The sequence below is a fragment of the Streptomyces sp. CBMA291 genome, assembly GCF_014596525.1.
In the GTDB taxonomy this organism is placed as follows: Bacteria; Actinomycetota; Actinomycetes; order Streptomycetales; family Streptomycetaceae; genus Streptomyces.
The window spans coordinates 22,145-39,787 of sequence record NZ_MSJP01000040.1; the positions used below are offsets into that span (position 1 = coordinate 22,145).

Annotated in this window: 15 protein-coding genes; 12 read left to right on the plus strand and 3 right to left on the minus strand. The window is 73.4% G+C overall.

The genetic code is table 11. The features are described from left to right. Positions 1–314 precede the first annotated feature (314 nt). The 3 genes from BU197_RS11015 to BU197_RS11025 are packed head-to-tail and all read left to right on the plus strand — an operon-like array spanning position 315 to position 3,084. Entirely contained in the window at positions 315–992 is a 678-nt protein-coding gene (locus BU197_RS11015; protein ID WP_411158457.1) for a DUF5819 family protein, read from the plus strand. Continuing rightward, positions 989–2,410, plus strand: a complete 1,422-nt coding sequence (locus tag BU197_RS11020) for an HTTM domain-containing protein (protein ID WP_223183497.1) — start codon at positions 989–991, stop codon at positions 2,408–2,410. The genes BU197_RS11015 and BU197_RS11020 overlap by 4 nt, the downstream gene beginning before the upstream one ends. Beyond that, positions 2,407–3,084, plus strand: coding sequence for a TrmH family RNA methyltransferase (locus BU197_RS11025; RefSeq protein ID WP_188267521.1), 678 nt, complete (start codon positions 2,407–2,409; stop codon positions 3,082–3,084). Before BU197_RS11020 ends, BU197_RS11025 begins: the two co-directional genes overlap by 4 nt. A 74-nt stretch (positions 3,085–3,158) precedes the next feature. Here BU197_RS11025 and paaN read toward each other — a convergent pair whose 3' ends face one another. Next, positions 3,159–4,856, minus strand: coding sequence for a phenylacetic acid degradation protein PaaN (gene paaN / locus BU197_RS11030; protein ID WP_188267522.1), 1,698 nt, complete (start codon positions 4,854–4,856; stop codon positions 3,159–3,161). A 123-nt stretch (positions 4,857–4,979) separates the two neighbouring features. Here paaN and BU197_RS11035 point away from each other — a divergent pair, with 123 nt between their 5' ends. Both BU197_RS11035 and BU197_RS11040 read left to right on the plus strand, forming a co-directional pair. Continuing rightward, complete coding sequence (locus BU197_RS11035; protein WP_188267523.1) at positions 4,980–6,671, plus strand: 3-hydroxyacyl-CoA dehydrogenase; 1,692 nt, start codon at positions 4,980–4,982, stop codon at positions 6,669–6,671. Continuing rightward, positions 6,668–7,261: a TetR/AcrR family transcriptional regulator gene (locus BU197_RS11040; RefSeq protein WP_188267524.1), complete on the plus strand. Its 594-nt coding sequence runs from the start codon at positions 6,668–6,670 to the stop codon at positions 7,259–7,261. The genes BU197_RS11035 and BU197_RS11040 overlap by 4 nt, the downstream gene beginning before the upstream one ends. Positions 7,262–7,409: 148 nt before the next feature. Here the strand turns inward: BU197_RS11040 and BU197_RS11045 are convergent, their stop codons facing one another. Next, positions 7,410–7,883, minus strand: coding sequence for an Lrp/AsnC family transcriptional regulator (locus BU197_RS11045; RefSeq protein WP_188267546.1), 474 nt, complete (start codon positions 7,881–7,883; stop codon positions 7,410–7,412). Positions 7,884–8,267: 384 nt separating this feature from the next. Between BU197_RS11045 and pdhA the strand changes: the two genes are divergently transcribed. From pdhA to BU197_RS11080, 7 genes are all read left to right on the plus strand, one after another. Continuing rightward, on the plus strand, positions 8,268–9,434 hold the full coding sequence (gene pdhA / locus BU197_RS11050; RefSeq protein WP_188267547.1) for a pyruvate dehydrogenase (acetyl-transferring) E1 component subunit alpha: 1,167 nt from the start codon (positions 8,268–8,270) through the stop codon (positions 9,432–9,434). Then, entirely contained in the window at positions 9,434–10,507 is a 1,074-nt protein-coding gene (locus tag BU197_RS11055) for an alpha-ketoacid dehydrogenase subunit beta (protein ID WP_411158458.1), read from the plus strand. Before pdhA ends, BU197_RS11055 begins: the two co-directional genes overlap by 1 nt. Next, on the plus strand, positions 10,507–12,045 hold the full coding sequence (locus BU197_RS11060; RefSeq protein ID WP_188267525.1) for a dihydrolipoamide acetyltransferase family protein: 1,539 nt from the start codon (positions 10,507–10,509) through the stop codon (positions 12,043–12,045). The genes BU197_RS11055 and BU197_RS11060 overlap by 1 nt, the downstream gene beginning before the upstream one ends. A 256-nt stretch (positions 12,046–12,301) precedes the next feature. Then, positions 12,302–13,156 (plus strand): NTP transferase domain-containing protein, encoded by an 855-nt coding sequence (locus BU197_RS11065; protein ID WP_188267526.1) that lies wholly within the window; start codon positions 12,302–12,304, stop codon positions 13,154–13,156. Between the two features lie 173 nt (positions 13,157–13,329). Continuing rightward, positions 13,330–14,823, plus strand: coding sequence for a molybdopterin-binding protein (locus BU197_RS11070; RefSeq protein ID WP_411158459.1), 1,494 nt, complete (start codon positions 13,330–13,332; stop codon positions 14,821–14,823). A gap of 20 nt (positions 14,824–14,843) precedes the next feature. Then, positions 14,844–15,905 carry a potassium channel family protein gene (locus BU197_RS11075; protein WP_223183155.1) on the plus strand — a complete coding sequence of 354 codons (1,062 nt, stop codon included), beginning with the start codon at positions 14,844–14,846 and terminating at the stop codon, positions 15,903–15,905. 48 nt (positions 15,906–15,953) lie between these two features. Continuing rightward, positions 15,954–16,940 carry an NAD(P)H-quinone oxidoreductase gene (locus BU197_RS11080; RefSeq protein WP_188267529.1) on the plus strand — a complete coding sequence of 329 codons (987 nt, stop codon included), beginning with the start codon at positions 15,954–15,956 and terminating at the stop codon, positions 16,938–16,940. A gap of 141 nt (positions 16,941–17,081) precedes the next feature. Here the strand turns inward: BU197_RS11080 and BU197_RS11085 are convergent, their stop codons facing one another. Next, positions 17,082–17,627: a bacterial proteasome activator family protein gene (locus BU197_RS11085; protein WP_188267530.1), complete on the minus strand. Its 546-nt coding sequence runs from the start codon at positions 17,625–17,627 to the stop codon at positions 17,082–17,084. Positions 17,628–17,643: the final 16 nt, after the last annotated feature.

Consider the following 17,643-nt stretch of genomic DNA (forward strand, 5'->3'; position numbering starts at 1 on the left):
GGATGGACGCGGACGTCGAGAAGGACGCGGCCGGAGTGGACGGCGGCCAATCGGCACATCGCCCACCCGACCGCACCGGGGAACCCCTCACACCGGCTCCCACCAGCGGACTTGTCCCTGCCCCCGGGCCTGATCCCACCCCCGGACCCGCCCCTGGCGACGACCCCGGCGACGACCTCGGACCTGCCCGTGGATCCGCCCCCGGGGGCGATCCCGGATCTCTCCCTGGATTCACCCCCGGATCCGTCTCGGGGTCCGTCTCAGGGGCGGCCCCCGGTGAAGACCCGGACCCGAGCCGCCCCTCCGGCGGGATCATGGCCCTGTCGCTGCCCTACCAGGTCGTCCTCGCCGTGGCGCTCGCCGTCGTCGGCGTCTTCGCCGGTGTCCATCTGGCGATGGTGTTCCTGCACGTGGCGCCGGCGAACACGCTGACCAAACGGCACGGTCAGGCCGTGGACGACTGGATCTACCCGGAGTTCGAGCAGAACTGGAAGCTCTTCGCGCCCAATCCGCTCCAGCAGAACGTCTCGGTGGAGGTCCGCGCCGAGGTCGCCGCCCCCGACGGCGCCCGTCGCACCGGCGGCTGGATCGACCTCACCGCCCAGGACGCCGAGGCGATCCGGCACAACCCGATGCCCAGCCACACCCAGCAGAACGAACTCCGCCGGGCCATCGACTTCTACCTCGGCACGCACGGCGACGACCACCGCCCCAACGGGCTGCGGGGCGCGCTCTCGGAGGAGTACATGCGCCGGATCGCGATGCTCAGGCTCGACGCCCTGCCCGGCCTCAGGGACGCCGAGGGGAAGGCGCTCTCCGGGGAGGTGCGGCGCATCCAGCTCCGTACGGTCACCCGGCCCGTCCCCGCACCCGCGTGGAGCACCGAGAAGACCGACACCGCCACCTCCACCCGTGAGTTCCCGTGGTGGCCGGTCACCGACGCCGACCGTCCCGCCGGAACCGACCGAAGCCGTACGGAGGCGGGCCGATGACCAGCCCCAACTCTGCCCCCAACTCTGCCCCCACCCCTGGCCCCACCCCTGGCCCCAGCGCCGCCCCGGAGCCCCTCTCCAGGACCCTCCCGGAGCCCGCGCCCGCGCCCGCCTCCGCCCTCGCTCCCGCGCCCGCCCCCGCCCCCGCTCCCGTCTCGGAATCCGGCTCCACGCGCGCGCGTGCCCCGAAAACCGGCTCCACGCGCGCGCGTGAGTCCTTCGAACGGCGGCTCGCGCGGGCCGTCCAGACCGTCACGAGCCGCTCCCTCGGCCCGTACCAGAGCGCGGTCATCCGGATCGGCTTCTCGCTGACCTGGCTGTTCTTCCTGCTGCGCGAGTTCCCCCACCGCGCCGAGCTGTACGGTCCCGACGGCCCCTGGTCCTGGGAGATGGCCAACCGGCTGATCGCCGACAACCGGGCCTTCACGGTGCTGCTGTGGTCGGACGGGCGCCCGTGGTTCGAGTTCGTCTACGCGGTCGCGGTGCTCTCCGCCGTCCTGCTGCTGCTCGGCTGGCGCACCCGGGCCGTCTCCGCCGTGTTCATGGTCGGCGTCCTGTCGCTCCTGAACCGGTCCGTCTTCGTGGGCGACGGCGGCGACAACGTCCTCCACCTCGCCGCGCTCTACCTCGTCTTCACCCGGTGCTCCCAGGTCTGGTCCCTCGACGCCCGGCGGGCCGCCCGCGAGGCGCGCGCCTCACGCGCGGGAGAGCCGCAGGGCCGGGACCGCGTCGGCCCGCTCCTGTGGACCGTCCTCGGCGGCTTCCTCCTCGTCACGACCTGGTTCTCGAACGTCACCGGCGAGTGGTGGCTGCCGGTGCTCCTGTGGGTGCTCTGGCTGGGGAACGGCCTGTGGTGGCTGGTCTGCCGGAGCGCGCCCGGCGAGCCGCGCACCCTGCTGGACGCGCTGGCCCACCTCGCCCACAACGCCGCCCTCCTGGTGATCATGGCGGAGGTCTGTCTGATCTACGCCACGGCCGGCTGGTACAAGATCCAGGGCTCGCGCTGGCAGGACGGCACCGCGCTGTTCTACCCGCTCAACCTCGACTACTTCACCCCCTGGCCCGCCCTCTCGGAGCTGCTCGGCGCCAGCGGGGTCATGGTGATGCTGGTGACCTACGGCACGGTGATCGTCCAGGTCGCCTTCCCGTTCACGCTCTTCCACCGCAGGGTCAAGAACGTGCTGCTGGTCGTGATGATGCTGGAGCACGCCGGGATCGCGCTGCTCCTCGGGCTGCCGGTCTTCTCGCTCGCCATGATCTCCGCCGACGCCGTGTTCCTGCCCACCCCGTTCCTGCTGGCGCTCGGCGTCAGGGCAGCCAGGGGCAGGGACCGGCTGCTGCGGCGGAAGGGCGCCGAGCCGCTGCCCGAGCAGCGCCGTACGGGTGAGGAGCCCGGCCCCCGTACCCTCGTCGGGTGAGCACCACCGAACAGAGTCCCGGATCCGGGACCGCCGAGCCGGTCCAGTACGACGAGGGTTTCGGCCCCGAGATCGGCGTCGGGCCGCACCCGGAGCCGTGGCCCGAGGGCGAGCGGTACGACCCCGAGCTGCTCGCCGAGGGCGACCGGCGCAATGTGGTGGACCGCTACCGGTACTGGACGCGGGAGGCGGTCGTCGCCGACCTCGACACCCGGCGCCACGACTTCCATGTGGCCGTGGAGAACTGGGGCCACGACTTCAACATCGGCTCGGTGGTTCGGACCGCCAACGCCTTCCTCGCCAAGGAGGTCCACATCGTGGGCCGCAGGCGCTGGAACCGGCGCGGCGCCATGGTCACCGACCGTTACCAGCACGTCCGGCACCACCCCGACACCGCGTCGCTGACCTCATGGGCGGCGGCCGAGGGCATCCCGGTCATCGGCATCGACAACCTGCCGGGCGCCGTGCCGCTGGAGCGGACCGTGCTGCCCCGCCGCTGTGTGCTGCTCTTCGGCCAGGAGGGCCCCGGGCTCACCGAGGAGGCCCGCGCCCACGTGGAGATGGTCTGCTCGATCGCCCAGTTCGGCTCGACCCGCTCCATCAACGCGGGCGCCGCCGCCGCGATCGCCATGCACGCGTGGGTGCAGCGGTACGCGGAGATCGAAGCCCCCTGACGGGAGCGGCCCCCGCGCACGTGGGCGGGCCCGATCGGCCGCACCCCCCCCCACGCGCGCGTGGCTCGCCCCGTTCAGGACTGGCGGCGGACCTCCACCACCCGGAAGCGGTGGGCGACGAAGGCGCCGTCGCACAGGGCGGCGTTCGCCGACGGGTTGCCCCCCGAGCCGTGGAAGTCGGAGAACGCGGCCGTCTGGTTCACGAAGACCCCGCCGGTGAGGTTCAGCGAGAGCTGCGCCGACTCCTCCAGGCAGACCTCCTCCACCGCGCGCTCGGTCTCCTCCGAGGTCGTGTACGCCCCCACGGTCATCGCGCCCTGCTCGCGGATCGTGCGCCGCAGCAGATCGAGGCCCTGTTCGGTGGAGTCCACCGAGACGGCGAAGGAGACGGGACCGAAGCACTCGGCGAGGAAGGCGGCCTGGTCGTCGGGCTTGGAGCCGTCCAGCTTCACGACGACCGGGGTGCGGACCACCGCGTCCGGGTACTCCGGGTTGACCACCTCGCGGGAGGCGAGGGCCACCTCGCCCAGGCCGGCGGCGGCCTCGACGCGTGCCTTCACGTCCGGGTTGACCAGGGCGCCGAGCAGCCCGTTCGCCCGGGTGTCGTCGCCCAGCAGCCCGTCGATCGCGGCGGCGAGATCGGCGACCACCTCGTCGTACGACTTGGGGCCCTGGTCGGTGGCGACGCCCTCGCGGGGGATCAGCAGGTTCTGCGGGGTGGTGCACATCTGGCCGCTGTACAGGGAGAGCGAGAACGCCAGGTTGCCGAGCATCCCCCGGTAGTCGTCGGTCGAGTCGATCAGGACCGTGTTGACCCCGGCCTTCTCCGTGTAGACCTGCGCCTGGCGTGCGTTCGCCTCCAGCCAGTCACCGAAGGCGGTGGAGCCCGTGTAGTCGACGATGCGGATCTCGGGCCGGACGGCGAGGGTCTTCGCGATGCCCTCGCCCGGCCGCTCGACGGCGAGCGCCACCAGGTTCGGATCGAAACCGGCCTCGGCGAGGACCTCGCGGGCCACGCGGACGGTGAGCGCGAGCGGCAGCACCGCGCGCGGGTGGGGCTTGACCAGGACGGGGTTGCCGGTGGCGAGGGAGGCGAACAGGCCCGGATAGCCGTTCCAGGTGGGGAAGGTGTTGCAGCCGACGAGCAGGGCGACGCCCCGGCCGACCGGGGTGAACTCCTTGCTCAGCTCCAGGGGGTCGCGCTTGCCCTGCGGCTTGGACCAGTCGACCCGTCCGGCGGGCGTGCGGGTCTGCTCCTCGTACGCGTACGCCACGGCTTCCAGGCCCCGGTCCTGCGCGTGCGGGCCACCCGCCTGGAACGCCATCACGAACGCCTGCCCGCTGGTGTGCATGACGGCGTGCGCGAACTCGTGGGAGCGGGCGGAGATCCGGGACAGGATCTCCAGACAGACCAGGGCGCGGGTCTCCGGGCCTGCGTCCCGCCAGGCGGCGGTGCCCGCGCGCATCGCGGGCAGCAGGACGTCGATGTCGGGGTGCGGATACTCGATGCCGAGCGCGGGGCCGTACGGCGACGTCTCGCGGCCGGTCCAGTCGTCGGTGCCGGGCTGGTCGAGCTCGAAGCGGGTGTTCAGCACGGCCTGGTGGGCGGCGAGACCGGCCGCGGCGTCGAGCGAGCCGTCCGCCCCGTAGGCCTTCGGGTGCTCGGGGTGCGGCGACCAGTAGGCACGGGTCCGGATGGTGGCGAGCGCCTGATCGAGCGTGGGCCGGTGCTTCTCGGCCAGACGGTCGGTGGTCAGCTGAGCGGTGGCCATGAATGGACCAACTCCTCGTCGAGCTGGGCAGGGAGACGCGTACGGAGTTAGAGTAACCGAACGATCGGTCGGGACAAGGGGGCCTGTCGAACCTGTGGATAACCCATCGGGGAGGATCACCCTATGAGCGCCAACGTGACCGGCAGGGGGAGCGCGGACGTGACCGATCAGGGGAGCGCCGACGTGGCCGACGGGGGAAGCGACGGCGCGGCCGACCGGGGAAGCGGCGGTGGGACCGGCCGGGAGGGCGGCGAGGTGACCGTGACCGGGGGCGCGTCCGCCGCCGTGGCGCGGAGCCGTGCCGTCGCCGTCGTCGGCACCGGCACCATGGGCCAGGGAATCGCCCAGGTCGCCCTGGTCGCCGGGCACCCCGTGCGCCTCTACGACAGCGCTCCCGGCCGTGCCGAGGAGGCCGCGAAGGCCCTCGCCGTCCGGCTGGACCGGCTCGTCGCGAAGGGGCGCATGGACGCCACCGCGCGCGAGGAGGCGCTGGGACGGCTGCACCCGGCCCGGGACCTCGCGGAACTCGCCGACGCGGCCCTCGTCGTCGAGGCGGTCGTCGAACTGCTCCCCGTCAAGCAACGGCTCTTCGCCGACCTGGAGGAGGTCGTCGCCGACGACACCGTCCTCGCCACCAACACCTCCTCCCTCTCCGTCACCGCCGTCGCGGGGGGTCTGCGCCTTCCGGGCCGGTTCGTCGGACTGCACTTCTTCAACCCGGCGCCGCTGCTCCCGCTGGTCGAGGTCGTCAGCGGCTTCGCCACCGATCCGGACGTGGCCACGCGCGCGTACGCCACGGTGAAGGGCTGGGGCAAGACCCCGGTGCGCTGCGCCGACACCCCCGGGTTCATCGTCAACCGGATCGCCCGCCCCTTCTACGCGGAGGCGCTGCGGGTGTTCGAGGAGGGCGCCGCCGACCCGGCCACCATCGACGCGGCCCTGCGCGAGTCCGGCGGATTCCGGATGGGTCCCTTCGAACTGACCGATCTGATCGGCCAGGACGTCAACGAGGCCGTCACCCGCTCCGTCTGGGAGTCCTTCTACCAGGACCCCAAGTTCACGCCCTCGCTCGCGCAGCGCCGCCTCGTGGAGTCCGGGCGCCTCGGCCGCAAGACGGGCCGGGGCTGGTTCTCGTACGCGGAGGGCACCGAGCCGCCCGCCCCGCACACGGCGCCGCTCGCGGAGGCGCCGAAGCGGATCGCGGTCCGGGGCGATCTCGGCCCCGCCGAGCCCCTGGTGGGGCTCTTCGAGGCGGCCGGGATCCAGGTCCGGCGCAAGGGCGGCAACGGGTACGTGCTGCTGCCCGGCGGTGGTCGGCTCTGCCTCGCCGACGGTGAGACCTCCTTCGAGTACGACACCGACGAGATCGTCTACTTCGACCTCGCGCTGGACTACGCGCGCGCGACCCGGATCGTCCTCTCGACCCGGGAAGGGACCTCGGAGGAGACGCTCGCCGAGGCGGTCGGGCTCTTCCAGGCCGTCGGCAAGCGGGTCTCCGTGATCGGCGACGTGCCCGGCATGATCGTGGCCCGTACGGTCGCCATGCTGGCCGATCTCGCGGCCGACGCCGTGGACCGGGGCGTGGCCACCGCCGAGGACGTGGACACCGCCATGCGCCTGGGCGTCAACTACCCGGCGGGACCGCTCGAATGGGCCGCGAAGCTGGGCCACGCGCGCGTACGGGAGCTTCTCGACGCGCTGCACGAGCGCTACCCCACGGGCCGGTACGCGCCCAGCCTGGCCACCGCGCGCCGGGCGTACGCCGATGCCACCGATGACGCCGAGACCGCGGAAGACGCGCAGGAGCCCCGATGACGACCGCCAAGCGCGATACGTACACCCCCGAGACGCTGCTCTCGGTCGCCGTCCGGGTCTTCAACGACCGCGGCTACGACGGCACTTCCATGGAGCACCTGTCCAAGGCGGCGGGCATCTCCAAGTCGTCGATCTACCACCATGTCTCCGGCAAGGAGGAGCTGCTGCGGAGGGCCGTCAGCCGGGCGCTCGACGGGCTCTTCGCGATCCTCGACGAGCCGGAGGCGGGGCGCGGGCGGGCGGTCGAGCGGGTCGAGTACGTCACGCGCCGCACGGTCGAGGTGCTGATAGCGGAACTGCCCTATGTGACGCTGCTGCTCCGGGTGCGGGGCAACACGGGCACCGAGCGGTGGGCGATGGAGCGGCGGCGCGAGTTCGACCAGAAGGTGGCCGAACTCCTGCGGTCCGCCGCCGAGGAGGGCGACCTCCGGGCCGATGTGGACATCCGGCTCGCGACCCGGCTCCTCTTCGGCATGATCAACTCCCTGGTGGAGTGGTACCGGCCGCACCCGGACGCCTCGGCGGACCGCGAGCAGCTCGCCGAGACCGTCGCACGCCTGGCCTTCGACGGGCTCAGGGCGGCCCGCTGAGGCGGCACCGGGCGGGGTCCTGGGAGGGTTCCCGTCAGGTCCCGAAGAGGGGCCCCGTCACGTCCTGGGAGGGGTATCCCGTCAGGCCCTGAAGGGAGTCCCCGTCGGGACCCGAAGCGGGCTGCCGGGGGCTCCTGGAGCCGGGGCCTCACACCCCCGGGTCGGCGTTCAGGTCCGTCTCCTCGAAGACCAGCAACGTGCGCGTGGACAGCACCTCCGGGATCGACTGGAGCCGGGTGAGCACCAGCTCGCGCAGTGACCGGTTGTCCGGGGTGTGCACCAGGAGCAGTACGTCGAAGTCCCCGCTGACCAGCGCGATGTGGGAGGCTCCCGGCAGTGCTCTGAGCCGTTCGCGGACCGTGCGCCAGGAGTTCTGGACGATCTTGAGCGTGATGTAGGCGGAGGCGCCGTGCCCCGCCCGCTCGTGGTTGACGCGGGCGCTGAAGCCCCGGATCACCCCGTCGTCCATGAGCCGGTTGATGCGCGCGTACGCGTTGGCCCGCGAGATGTGCACCCGCTCGGCCACCGAGCGCACCGAGGCCCGTCCGTCCGTCTGGAGCAGCCGCAGGATGTCGCGGTCGATCGCGTCGAGCGGGCGGGCCGGAAGCACCTCGGGGAACATCCCGGACGGGGCGCTCAGCTCCTCCCCCGGAGCCTCGCCCTCACCCATGACGCCGCCCAGGTCCTCTCCGACGGCCTCCCTGAGGCCCTCGCCGACGACCCCGCCGACGCCCTCCCCGACAGCCTTTCCGATGCCTCCGCCGACGCCGTCACCCGTACCGCCCCCCGGATCCCCGCCCCGATCGACGGCCATTTGTTCATCCGCCATGTCCCCCCGCCTCTCTCCGGTGGACGACCTGTACACATCCCAGGCTGTGGAGAACCGTTTGTCCACAGGCTGAAGGTGCCTGTAGCCAAAATGCCTCCACGACCGAACAATCGGTAGGTGAGGCGCGCCACACCCGCGCCACCCGCCTTCGGGTCTTATGCCCGCTCCCACGAGGAGGTGGACTCGTTGCAACAGCGCAGTTCGACAGTCCAAGAGCCGCCCGGTGCCGTCCCGTCCCACCGACCCGTCCCGCCGCCCGCCTGGCAGCCCCGTACCGACCCCGCACCCCTGCTGCCCGAAACCGAGCCGCTGCGCGTGCTCGGCACCGACGCCGTGGCCGACGCCGACCCCGCGCTGCTGCTCCGGCTCTACGCGGAGCTGGTCCGCGGCCGCCGGTACAACGCCCAGGCCACCGCCCTCACCAAGCAGGGCAGGCTCGCCGTCTACCCGTCCACCACCGGGCAGGAGGCGTGCGAGATCGCCGCCGCGCTCGCCCTGGAGGACCGGGACTGGCTCTTCCCCTCCTACCGCGACACGCTCGCGGCCGTCGCCCGGGGCCTCGACCCCGTCCAGGCGCTGACCCTGCTGCGCGGCGACTGGCACACCGGCTACGACCCGCACGAGTACCGCGTCGCACCGCTCTGCACCCCGCTGGCGACCCAGCTCCCGCACGCGGTGGGCCTGGCCCACGCCGCCCGGCTCAAGGGCGACGACGTGGTCGCCCTCGCCATGGTCGGCGACGGCGGCACCAGCGAGGGCGACTTCCACGAGGCGCTGAACTTCGCGGCCGTCTGGCAGGCACCCGTGGTCTTCCTCGTACAGAACAACGGCTTCGCGATCTCCGTACCGCTGGCCAAGCAGACCGCCGCCCCCACCCTCGCCCACAAGGCCGTGGGATACGGGATGCCCGGCCGGCTCGTCGACGGCAACGACGCGGTCGCCGTCCACCAGGTGCTCACCGAGGCCGTCACCCGCGCCCGGCGCGGCGGCGGACCGACCCTGGTCGAGGCCGTCACCTACCGGATCGACGCCCACACCAACGCCGACGACGCCACCCGCTACCGCGCGCCCGGCGAGGTCGAGGCCTGGCGTGCCCACGACCCGATCCTGCTGCTCGAACGGGACCTCACCGCGCGCGGTCTGCTCGACGAGGACGGCAGGCGCGCGGCGGCCGAAGCCGCCGAGACGATGGCGGCCGAGCTGCGCGAACGGATGAACGCCGACCCGGTGCTCGACCCGATGGACCTCTTCTCCCATGTGTACGCGGAGCAGACGGCGCAGCTGCGCGAACAGGCGGCGCAGCTGCGCGCCGAGCTCGAAGCCGAGGGCGAGGGAGAGGCGTGATGACGACCGCGACGACCGGTGCCGCGACGGGCCGGACCGCCGGAGCCGGTGGGGCCGCCGGCGCGGCCGGGCCCGGTGGGCGGCCCAAACCGGCCACCATGGCGCAGGCGCTCCAGCGCGCGATGCGCGACGCGATGGCCGAGGACCCGACCGTCCATGTGATGGGCGAGGACGTCGGCACCCTCGGCGGCGTCTTCCGGGTCACCGACGGGCTCGCCAAGGAGTTCGGCGAGGACCGCTGCACCGACACCCCGCTGGCCGAGGCGGGCATCCTCGGCGCGGCCGTCGGCATGGCCATGTACGGGCTGCGCCCGGTGGTCGAGATGCAGTTCGACGCGTTCGCCTACCCGGCGTTCGAGCAGCTGATCTCGCATGTGGCGCGGATGCGGAACCGTACGCGCGGCGCGATGCCGATGCCGATCGTCATCCGTGTCCCGTACGGCGGCGGGATCGGCGGCGTCGAGCACCACAGCGACTCCTCGGAGGCCTACTACACGGCCACTCCGGGGCTCCACGTCGTCACCCCGGCCACCGTCGAGGACGCCTACGGGCTGCTGCGCGCGGCCATCGCGTCGGACGACCCGGTGGTCTTCCTGGAGCCCAAGCGGCTCTACTGGTCCAAGTCCGACTGGTCGCCCGAGGCGCCCGCGCCCGTCGAACCCATCGGCAGGGCCGTCGTCCGCCGCCCCGGTGCCGGGGCCACCCTGATCACCTACGGCCCCTCCGTGCCGGTCTGCCTTGAGGCGGCCGAGGCGGCGCGGGCCGAGGGCTGGGACCTGGAGGTCGTCGACCTGCGCTCGCTCGTGCCCTTCGACGACGAGACCGTCTGCGCCTCGGTACGGCGCACCGGCCGCGCGGTCGTGGTCCACGAGGCGACCGGCTTCGGCGGGCCCGGCGCGGAGATCGCCGCGCGCGTGACCGAGCGCTGCTTCCACCATCTGGAGGCGCCGGTGCTGCGGGTCACCGGCTTCGACATCCCGTATCCGCCGCCGATGCTGGAGCGGCACCATCTCCCGGGCGTGGACCGGGTCCTGGACGCGGTCGCGCGGTTGCAGTGGGAGGCGGGAAGCTGATGGCCACGGTCCTTGAGTTCAAGCTGCCCGACCTCGGCGAGGGGCTCACCGAGGCGGAGATCGTGCGCTGGCTGGTCGCCGTCGGCGATGTCGTCGCCGTCGATCAGCCGGTCGTCGAGGTCGAGACGGCCAAGGCGATGGTCGAGGTGCCCTGCCCGTACGGCGGAGTCGTCACCGCCCGCTACGGCGAGGAGGGCACCGAACTGCCCGTCGGCGCCCCGCTCCTGACGGTGGCGGTGGGAGGCGGGGGGACGACGCCGAATTCAGGCGCGGGTACCGGTGCGGTTGCCGGTGCGGATCCGGCTTTCGGCGCGGGTGCGGGTGCGGGTACGGCTTCGCTTTCCGGTACGGGTACGAGTCCGGGCCCGGTGTCGGGTGGCGGCGCGGGCAGTGGTGGGGGGTCCGTCCCGGTCGCCGCTCCCGCGCGGACCGCCGCCGAGACGGCCGTCTCCTCGGAGTACTCGGGCAATGTGCTCGTCGGCTACGGCACGGCGGGCCCCGCCGCCCGTCGCCGCCGGGTCCGGCCCGAGAATCCGGCCGTGGCGCGGACCTCTGCGCGGACCTCGGCGCCGACCGCTCCGGCCACGGCCGCCGCTCCGGTCGCGGTGGCCGTGGCCGGTACCGGGCCGGTGCCGGTCATCTCGCCGCTCGTACGGAAACTGGCCAGGGACCATGGGCTCGACCTGCGGGAGGTACAGGGCTCCGGGCCCGAGGGGCTGATCCTGCGGGCCGATGTGGAACAGGCCCTCGCCGCCCCGGCGGCCCCGCCCGCCCCTGCCACGGCTCCGGTCGGCACCCCGGTCGGGGGCGTGGCAGGGGCTCCCGCCGCCGCCTCGGCCGCCGCTCGCGTCGGCGAGCGGATTCCGCTGCGCGGGGTCCGGGGCGCCGTCGCGGAGAAGCTGTCCCGCAGCCGTACGGAGATCCCCGACGCGACCTGCTGGGTCGACGCCGACGCGACCGAACTGATGGGTGCGCGGGCGGCGATGAACGCGGCGGGCGGGCCGAAGATCGCGCTGCTCGCGCTGCTCGCCCGGATCTGCGCCCATTCCCTGGCCCGGTTCCCCGAGCTGAACGCGACCGTGGACACCGCCGCCAGGGAGATCGTCCGGCTTCCGGACGTGCACCTCGGTTTCGCCGCCCAGACTCCGCGCGGGCTCGTCGTGCCCGTGGTCAGGGACGCGGGTTCCCGTACGGCGGAGTCCCTGACGGCCGAGTTCGCCCGGCTGACCGAGGCCGCCCGGGACTCCGCGCTGACCCCGGCCGATCTCACCGGGGGCACGTTCACCCTGAACAACTACGGGGTGTTCGGGGTCGACGGATCCACGCCGATCATCAACCACCCGGAGGCGGCGATGCTCGGCGTCGGCCGGATCATCCCGAAACCCTGGGTGCACCAGGGCGAACTGGCCGTTCGTCAGGTCGTACAGCTCTCGCTCACCTTCGACCACCGGGTCTGCGACGGCGGCACGGCGGGCGGCTTCCTGCGGTACGTGGCGGACTGCGTCGAACAGCCGGCGGTCCTGCTCCGCACGCTCTGACACCCACCGGGGTGACACCCGCCGGGGCTCGGGGCGGGCCCCGGCCTGGACCAGGAACGGCCCGGACCAGGAACGGGCTGAAGCGCGGCGGGTCGGGGCTTGGGACTCGGGGCTGGCGGCTCCCAGCCCCGGACGGTCCCCGGCCCCGGCCCCTGCCCCGGCCCCCAGTCCCGCCCTCTCCCGGCCGGGCCCCGCCTCGTCTCTCTGGGTGGGACGGGGCGGCCGTCCGACGGGCGCGGCGGCCCATACTGCTCGGGTGACCACCGCACATGATGTCGTCGTGCTCGCCGGAGGGGCCGCCCGGCGTCTCGGCGGTTCCGACAAGCCCGGGGTACGGGTCGGGGGGCGGACCCTGCTCGACCGGGTCCTCTCGGCCTGCCCCGACGCGGGCCGGGCCGTGGTCGTCGGGGAACCGCGCCCGACGGTCCGCCCCGTCCGCTGGACCAGGGAGGAGCCGCCCGGCGGCGGCCCGACGGCCGCCCTCGGGGCCGGAGTCCGCGAGTCGGACGCCCCCGTTCTCCTCGTTCTCTCCGCTGACCTGCCGTTCCTCGACGACGGCACCGTACGGCGCCTCCTGACCGCGCTCGACGAGAGCCCCGAGGCCGAGGTCGCGCTGCTGACCGACGCCGGAGGGCGGGACCAGCCACTCGTCGCCGCGTACCGGGCCGGGCCGTTGCGCCGCGCTCTCGACGGACTCGCGCGGGACCACGGCGGTCTCGCCCACCTGCCGCTGCGTCACCTCACGGCGGTACTGCGCCCGGTCAGGGTCGCCGGGGACCCCCTGGCCTCCTTCGACTGCGACACCTGGGAGGACATCGCCACGGCCCGCGCGCGGATCAGGGAGCATGGGACCGTGTTGGACGAATGGATCACCGCAGTCAAGGACGAACTGGGCATCGACCTGGACGTCGACACCGGCCTCCTGCTGGACCTGGCCCGCGACGCCGCCCACGGGGTGGCGCGTCCCGCCGCGCCCCTGACCACCTTCCTGGTCGGATACGCGGCGGCGCGCGCGGGTGCCGACGGCGGACCGGAAGCGGTCGCCGAGGCCGCCCGCAAGGCCGCCGCGCTGGCCCAGCGCTGGGCAGCCGAGCAGGACGAGGCCGGATGAGGCCGGAGACACCCCTCCCCGGAGCCCGGGGAGGCCCGGATGGTCAGGGTGGCCCGGGGGGTTCCGGGACCGGGGGCGACACCCCGACCGCGCGCCCGCACCGCGCCACCGCCTGGCCCGAGGCGCGAGCCGTCGCCGCCCGCGCCGGGGCCGGGGCCCGGGGTGCCCGGACGGTGGTGCGCGTACCGCTGGGACCGGCGCTGGGCCGGATACTCGCCGAGCCGCTGAGGGCCCTCACCGATCTGCCGCCCTTCGACACCTCCGCCATGGACGGGTGGGCGGTGGCGGGGCCCGGCCCCTGGACGGTCCGCACGGAGACCGCCGTACTCGCGGGCCATGCCTCCGGGCCCGGAGCGGTGCCCGAACTCGCCGAGGGCGAGACCGTACGGATCGCCACCGGCGCCCGGGTCCCGGCGGGCGCCACCGCCGTCCTCCGCACCGAGCACGCCCGCACCGAGACCTCCCCCGCCGAATCGGCCCGCACCGAGACCTCCCCCACCGAAGCGGCCCGCGCCGAAGCGGCCCCCGCCGAGTCCGCCCGTGCCGAGTCAGCCTCCGCCGAGCCTGCCCGCACCGGACCCGCCCCCGTACGGGTCGAGGAGCCCCGGACGGGCGCCGACTCCGGCGCCGGGCGGCTCGTGCTGCACGCGCTGCGCGAGGTCGTGCCCGGCCAGGACATCCGGCGCCGGGGCCAGGAGTGCCGTTCCGGCGACGGGCTGCTGCCCGCGGGCACCTCGGTGACGCCCGTGGTCCTCGGGCTCGCGGCGGCGGCGGGATACGACGAGCTTCCCGTGGTGCCCCGCCCCGGGGTGGAGATCCTCGTCCTCGGCGACGAACTGCTCACGGCGGGCCTCCCGCACGAGGGGCTTATCCGGGACGCCCTCGGCCCGATGCTCGGCCCCTGGCTGACCGCGCTCGGCGCCGAGGTCCTCGGCACCCGCCGCATCGGTGACGACGCCCAGGAGCTGTACGAGGCCGTCACCGGCTCCCCCGCCGACCTGGTCGTGACCACCGGAGGCACCGCCGCAGGGCCCGTCGACCACGTCCACGGCGTGCTCGACAAGGCGGGCGCGACCCTCCTCGTCGACGGCGTGAAGGTCCGTCCCGGCCACCCGATGCTGCTCGCCCGGCTCGCCGAGGGCCCGGACCGCTCCGGTCCCGTCCGCCATCTCGTCGGACTCCCCGGCAACCCGCTCGCCGCCGTCTCCGGCCTCCTCACCCTCGCCGAACCCCTCCTCAAGGCCCTCACCGAAGCACCCCGGGAGACCGAAGCACCCCGGGAGACCGAAGCACCCCAGGAGACCGAAGGGCCTCGGGAAGTCGAAGGGCCTCGGGCATCCCAAGCACCCAGGGAAACCGAGGCATCCAGGGAAGCCGAAGCACTCCGGAAGCCCGAGGCACCCACGGAAGTGGGGACGGCCCTCCTGGTGGGAGAGGTGCAGGGGCACCCGTACGACACGCGGCTCGTCCCGGTCGTCCGCCGGGACGGCCGGGCCCTGCCGCTGCGCTACAACGGGCCGGCCATGCTCCGCGGCATCGCGGTCGCCGACGGTCTGGCCGTCGTCCCGCCCGGCGGAGCGCACCCCGGCAGGGAGCTGGACGTCCTCGACCTTCCCTGGCCCATGGACGAGGGGGCCGCAACGGCCCAAGGAGCGTGTTTCACGTGAAACTTCCCAGTCGTGACGTGATGGCCCGCCGGGCGGACGAACGGATCGCAGGTCCGAGCATCCGACTGCCCCGGCGGATCGTCGAACGGCCCCTGCGGCAGGTCGGGAAGCGACTGCTCATGGCCTTGGCCGTGCTCGTCGTGACCGTCGTGATCGTCTACATCGACCGCGGGGGCTATCACGACAACGCCAATGAGACGCTCGACTTCCTCGACTGTGCCTACTACGCGACCGTGACGCTCTCCACCACCGGATACGGCGACATCGTCCCGTACAGCGACTCGGCGCGGCTCGCCAACATCCTGCTGGTCACGCCACTGCGCGTGCTGTTCCTGATCATCCTGGTCGGTACCACTCTCGAAGTCCTCACCGAACGGACCCGTGAAGAGTTCCGGCTGAACCGCTGGAGGTCCACCTTGCGCGACCACACCGTCATCGTCGGCTTCGGCACCAAGGGACGGTCCGCGATCCAGACCCTCTGCGCGACCGGCCTCAGCAAGGAACAGATCGTCATCGTCGATCCGTCCGGCAAGGTCATCGAGACCGCGAACGCGGACGGGTTCGTCGGTGTCGTCGGCGACGGCACCCGCAGCGCCGTACTGCTCCGTGCCGAAGTGCAGCGGGCCCGCCAGATCATCATCGCCACCCAGCGCGACGACACGGCCGTCCTGGTCACCCTCACCGCACGCCAGCTCAACCGGGGCGCGAAGATCGTCGCGGCGGTCCGCGAGGAGGAGAACGCGCCGCTGCTGCGCCAGTCCGGCGCGGACGCGGTCATCACCAGCGCCAGCGCCGCCGGGCGGCTGCTCGGTCTGTCGGTGCTGAGCCCCAGCGCCGGCACGGTGATGGAGGACCTGATCCAGCAGGGTTCGGGCCTCGACCTGGTGGAACGGCCGGTCACCAAGAGCGAGGCGGGCAAGAGCGTCCGGGAGACCGGCGACCTGGTGGTGAGCGTGCTGCGCGGGCACCGGCTGCTCAGCTACGACGACCCCGCCGCGAGCCCGCTCCAGCTCACCGACCGGGTGATCACCATCGTGCGCGCCAACCCGGTCACCCCGCTCAGGACCCCGCCCGAGGACTGAGCGCGGGGCGCCGGTCGGGGGGACGGAGGCGGGAGTAAATTCGCCACCATGCATGCGATCACGATTCCGGAATCCGGTGGTCCCGAGGCTCTGATCTGGGCCGAGGTGCCCGATCCCGTCCCCGGCGAGGGCGAGGTCCTCGTCGAGGTGGTGGCGAGCGCCGTCAACCGCGCCGATCTGCTCCAGCGGCAGGGTTTCTACGCCCCGCCGCCGGGCAGTTCCCCGTATCCCGGTCTGGAGTGCTCGGGCCGGATCGCCGCGCTCGGGCCGGGGGTGGCGGGCTGGGCGGTCGGCGACCCGGTGTGCGCGCTGCTCGCGGGCGGCGGTTACGCGGAGAAGGTCGTCGTCCCGTCCGGGCAGCTGCTTCCCGTGCCGGAGGGCGTCGATCTGGCCACGGCCGCCTCGCTGCCCGAGGTCGCCTGCACGGTCTGGTCCAACATTTTCATGATCGCGCATCTGCGGCCGGGCGAGACGCTCCTCGTGCACGGTGGTGCGAGCGGGATCGGGACGATGGCGATCCAGCTGGCGAAGGCGGTCGGGGCGCGGGTCGCGGTCACCGCCGGAAGCCCGGAGAAGCTGGCGCGCTGCGCCGAACTCGGTGCGGACATCCTCATCGACTACCGCGAGCAGGATTTCGTCGCGGAGCTTGCCGACGCGACGGGCGGGGCGGGCGCGGACGTCATCCTCGACATCGTCGGCGCCAAGTACCTGGAGCGCAACGTGAAGGCGCTGGCCGTCAACGGCCGACTGGTGATCATCGGGCTCCAGGGCGGGGTGAAGGGCGAACTGAACCTCGGGGCGCTGCTCGCCAAGCGTGCCGCCGTCATGGCGACCACGCTGCGGTCCCGTCCCGCCGACGAGAAGGCGGCGATCGTCGCCGCCGTACGGGAGCACGTCTGGCCGCTGATCGCCGCCGGTACGGTCCGTCCGGTCGTCGACCGGACGCTGCCGCTCGCGGAGGCGGCCGAGGGCCACCGGGTCCTGGAGTCCGGCGACCACGTCGGCAAGGTGCTCCTGCTCGCGCCCTCGGCCTGACCCCGGCCCCTGCCCCGGCCCCGGCCCGTCCCGGACACCCCGGTCGGGCATACGGCGAAGGGGCCCGGCACACCGAGTGCCGGGCCCCTTCGCCTTGCCGTGACGTGCCTCGCCGAGCCGTCGGACGGCTACGGACACGGGCTACAGATACGGGCCCGAGCGGACCGCGTGGCCGTGTCCGTGGTCGTCGTCATCGTCGTGGGAAGCGCCGGGCGGGAGCGCCCTGCGCATCTGCTCCAGCTGGGCACGGGCCGCCATCTGCTGGGCGAACAGTGCCGTCTGGATGCCGTGGAACAGCCCTTCGAGCCATCCCACCAGCTGGGCCTGCGCGATGCGCAGCTCGGCCTCGGAGGGGATCGCCTCGTCCGTGAAGGGCAGGGAGAGCCGCTCCAGCTCCTCCACCAGCTCGGGCGCGAGCCCGTCCTCCAGCTCCTTCACGGAGCTGGCGTGGATGTCCTTGAGCCTGACCCGGCTGGCCTCGTCGAGAGGGGCCGCGCGCACTTCCTCCAGAAGCTGCTTGATCATGCTGCCGATCCGCATGACCTTCGCAGGCTGCTCGACCATATCCGTCACCGGGACCTCGCGGGTTTCGTCGTCGCCCTGGGCGCCGCCGAGTGCCATCCCGTCCTGTCCCAAGATGAGGATCGGGGGGCTCTCCTGCGACCTGTCATTCCTCGGCATCTCCATGCCGCCATTCTCTCGT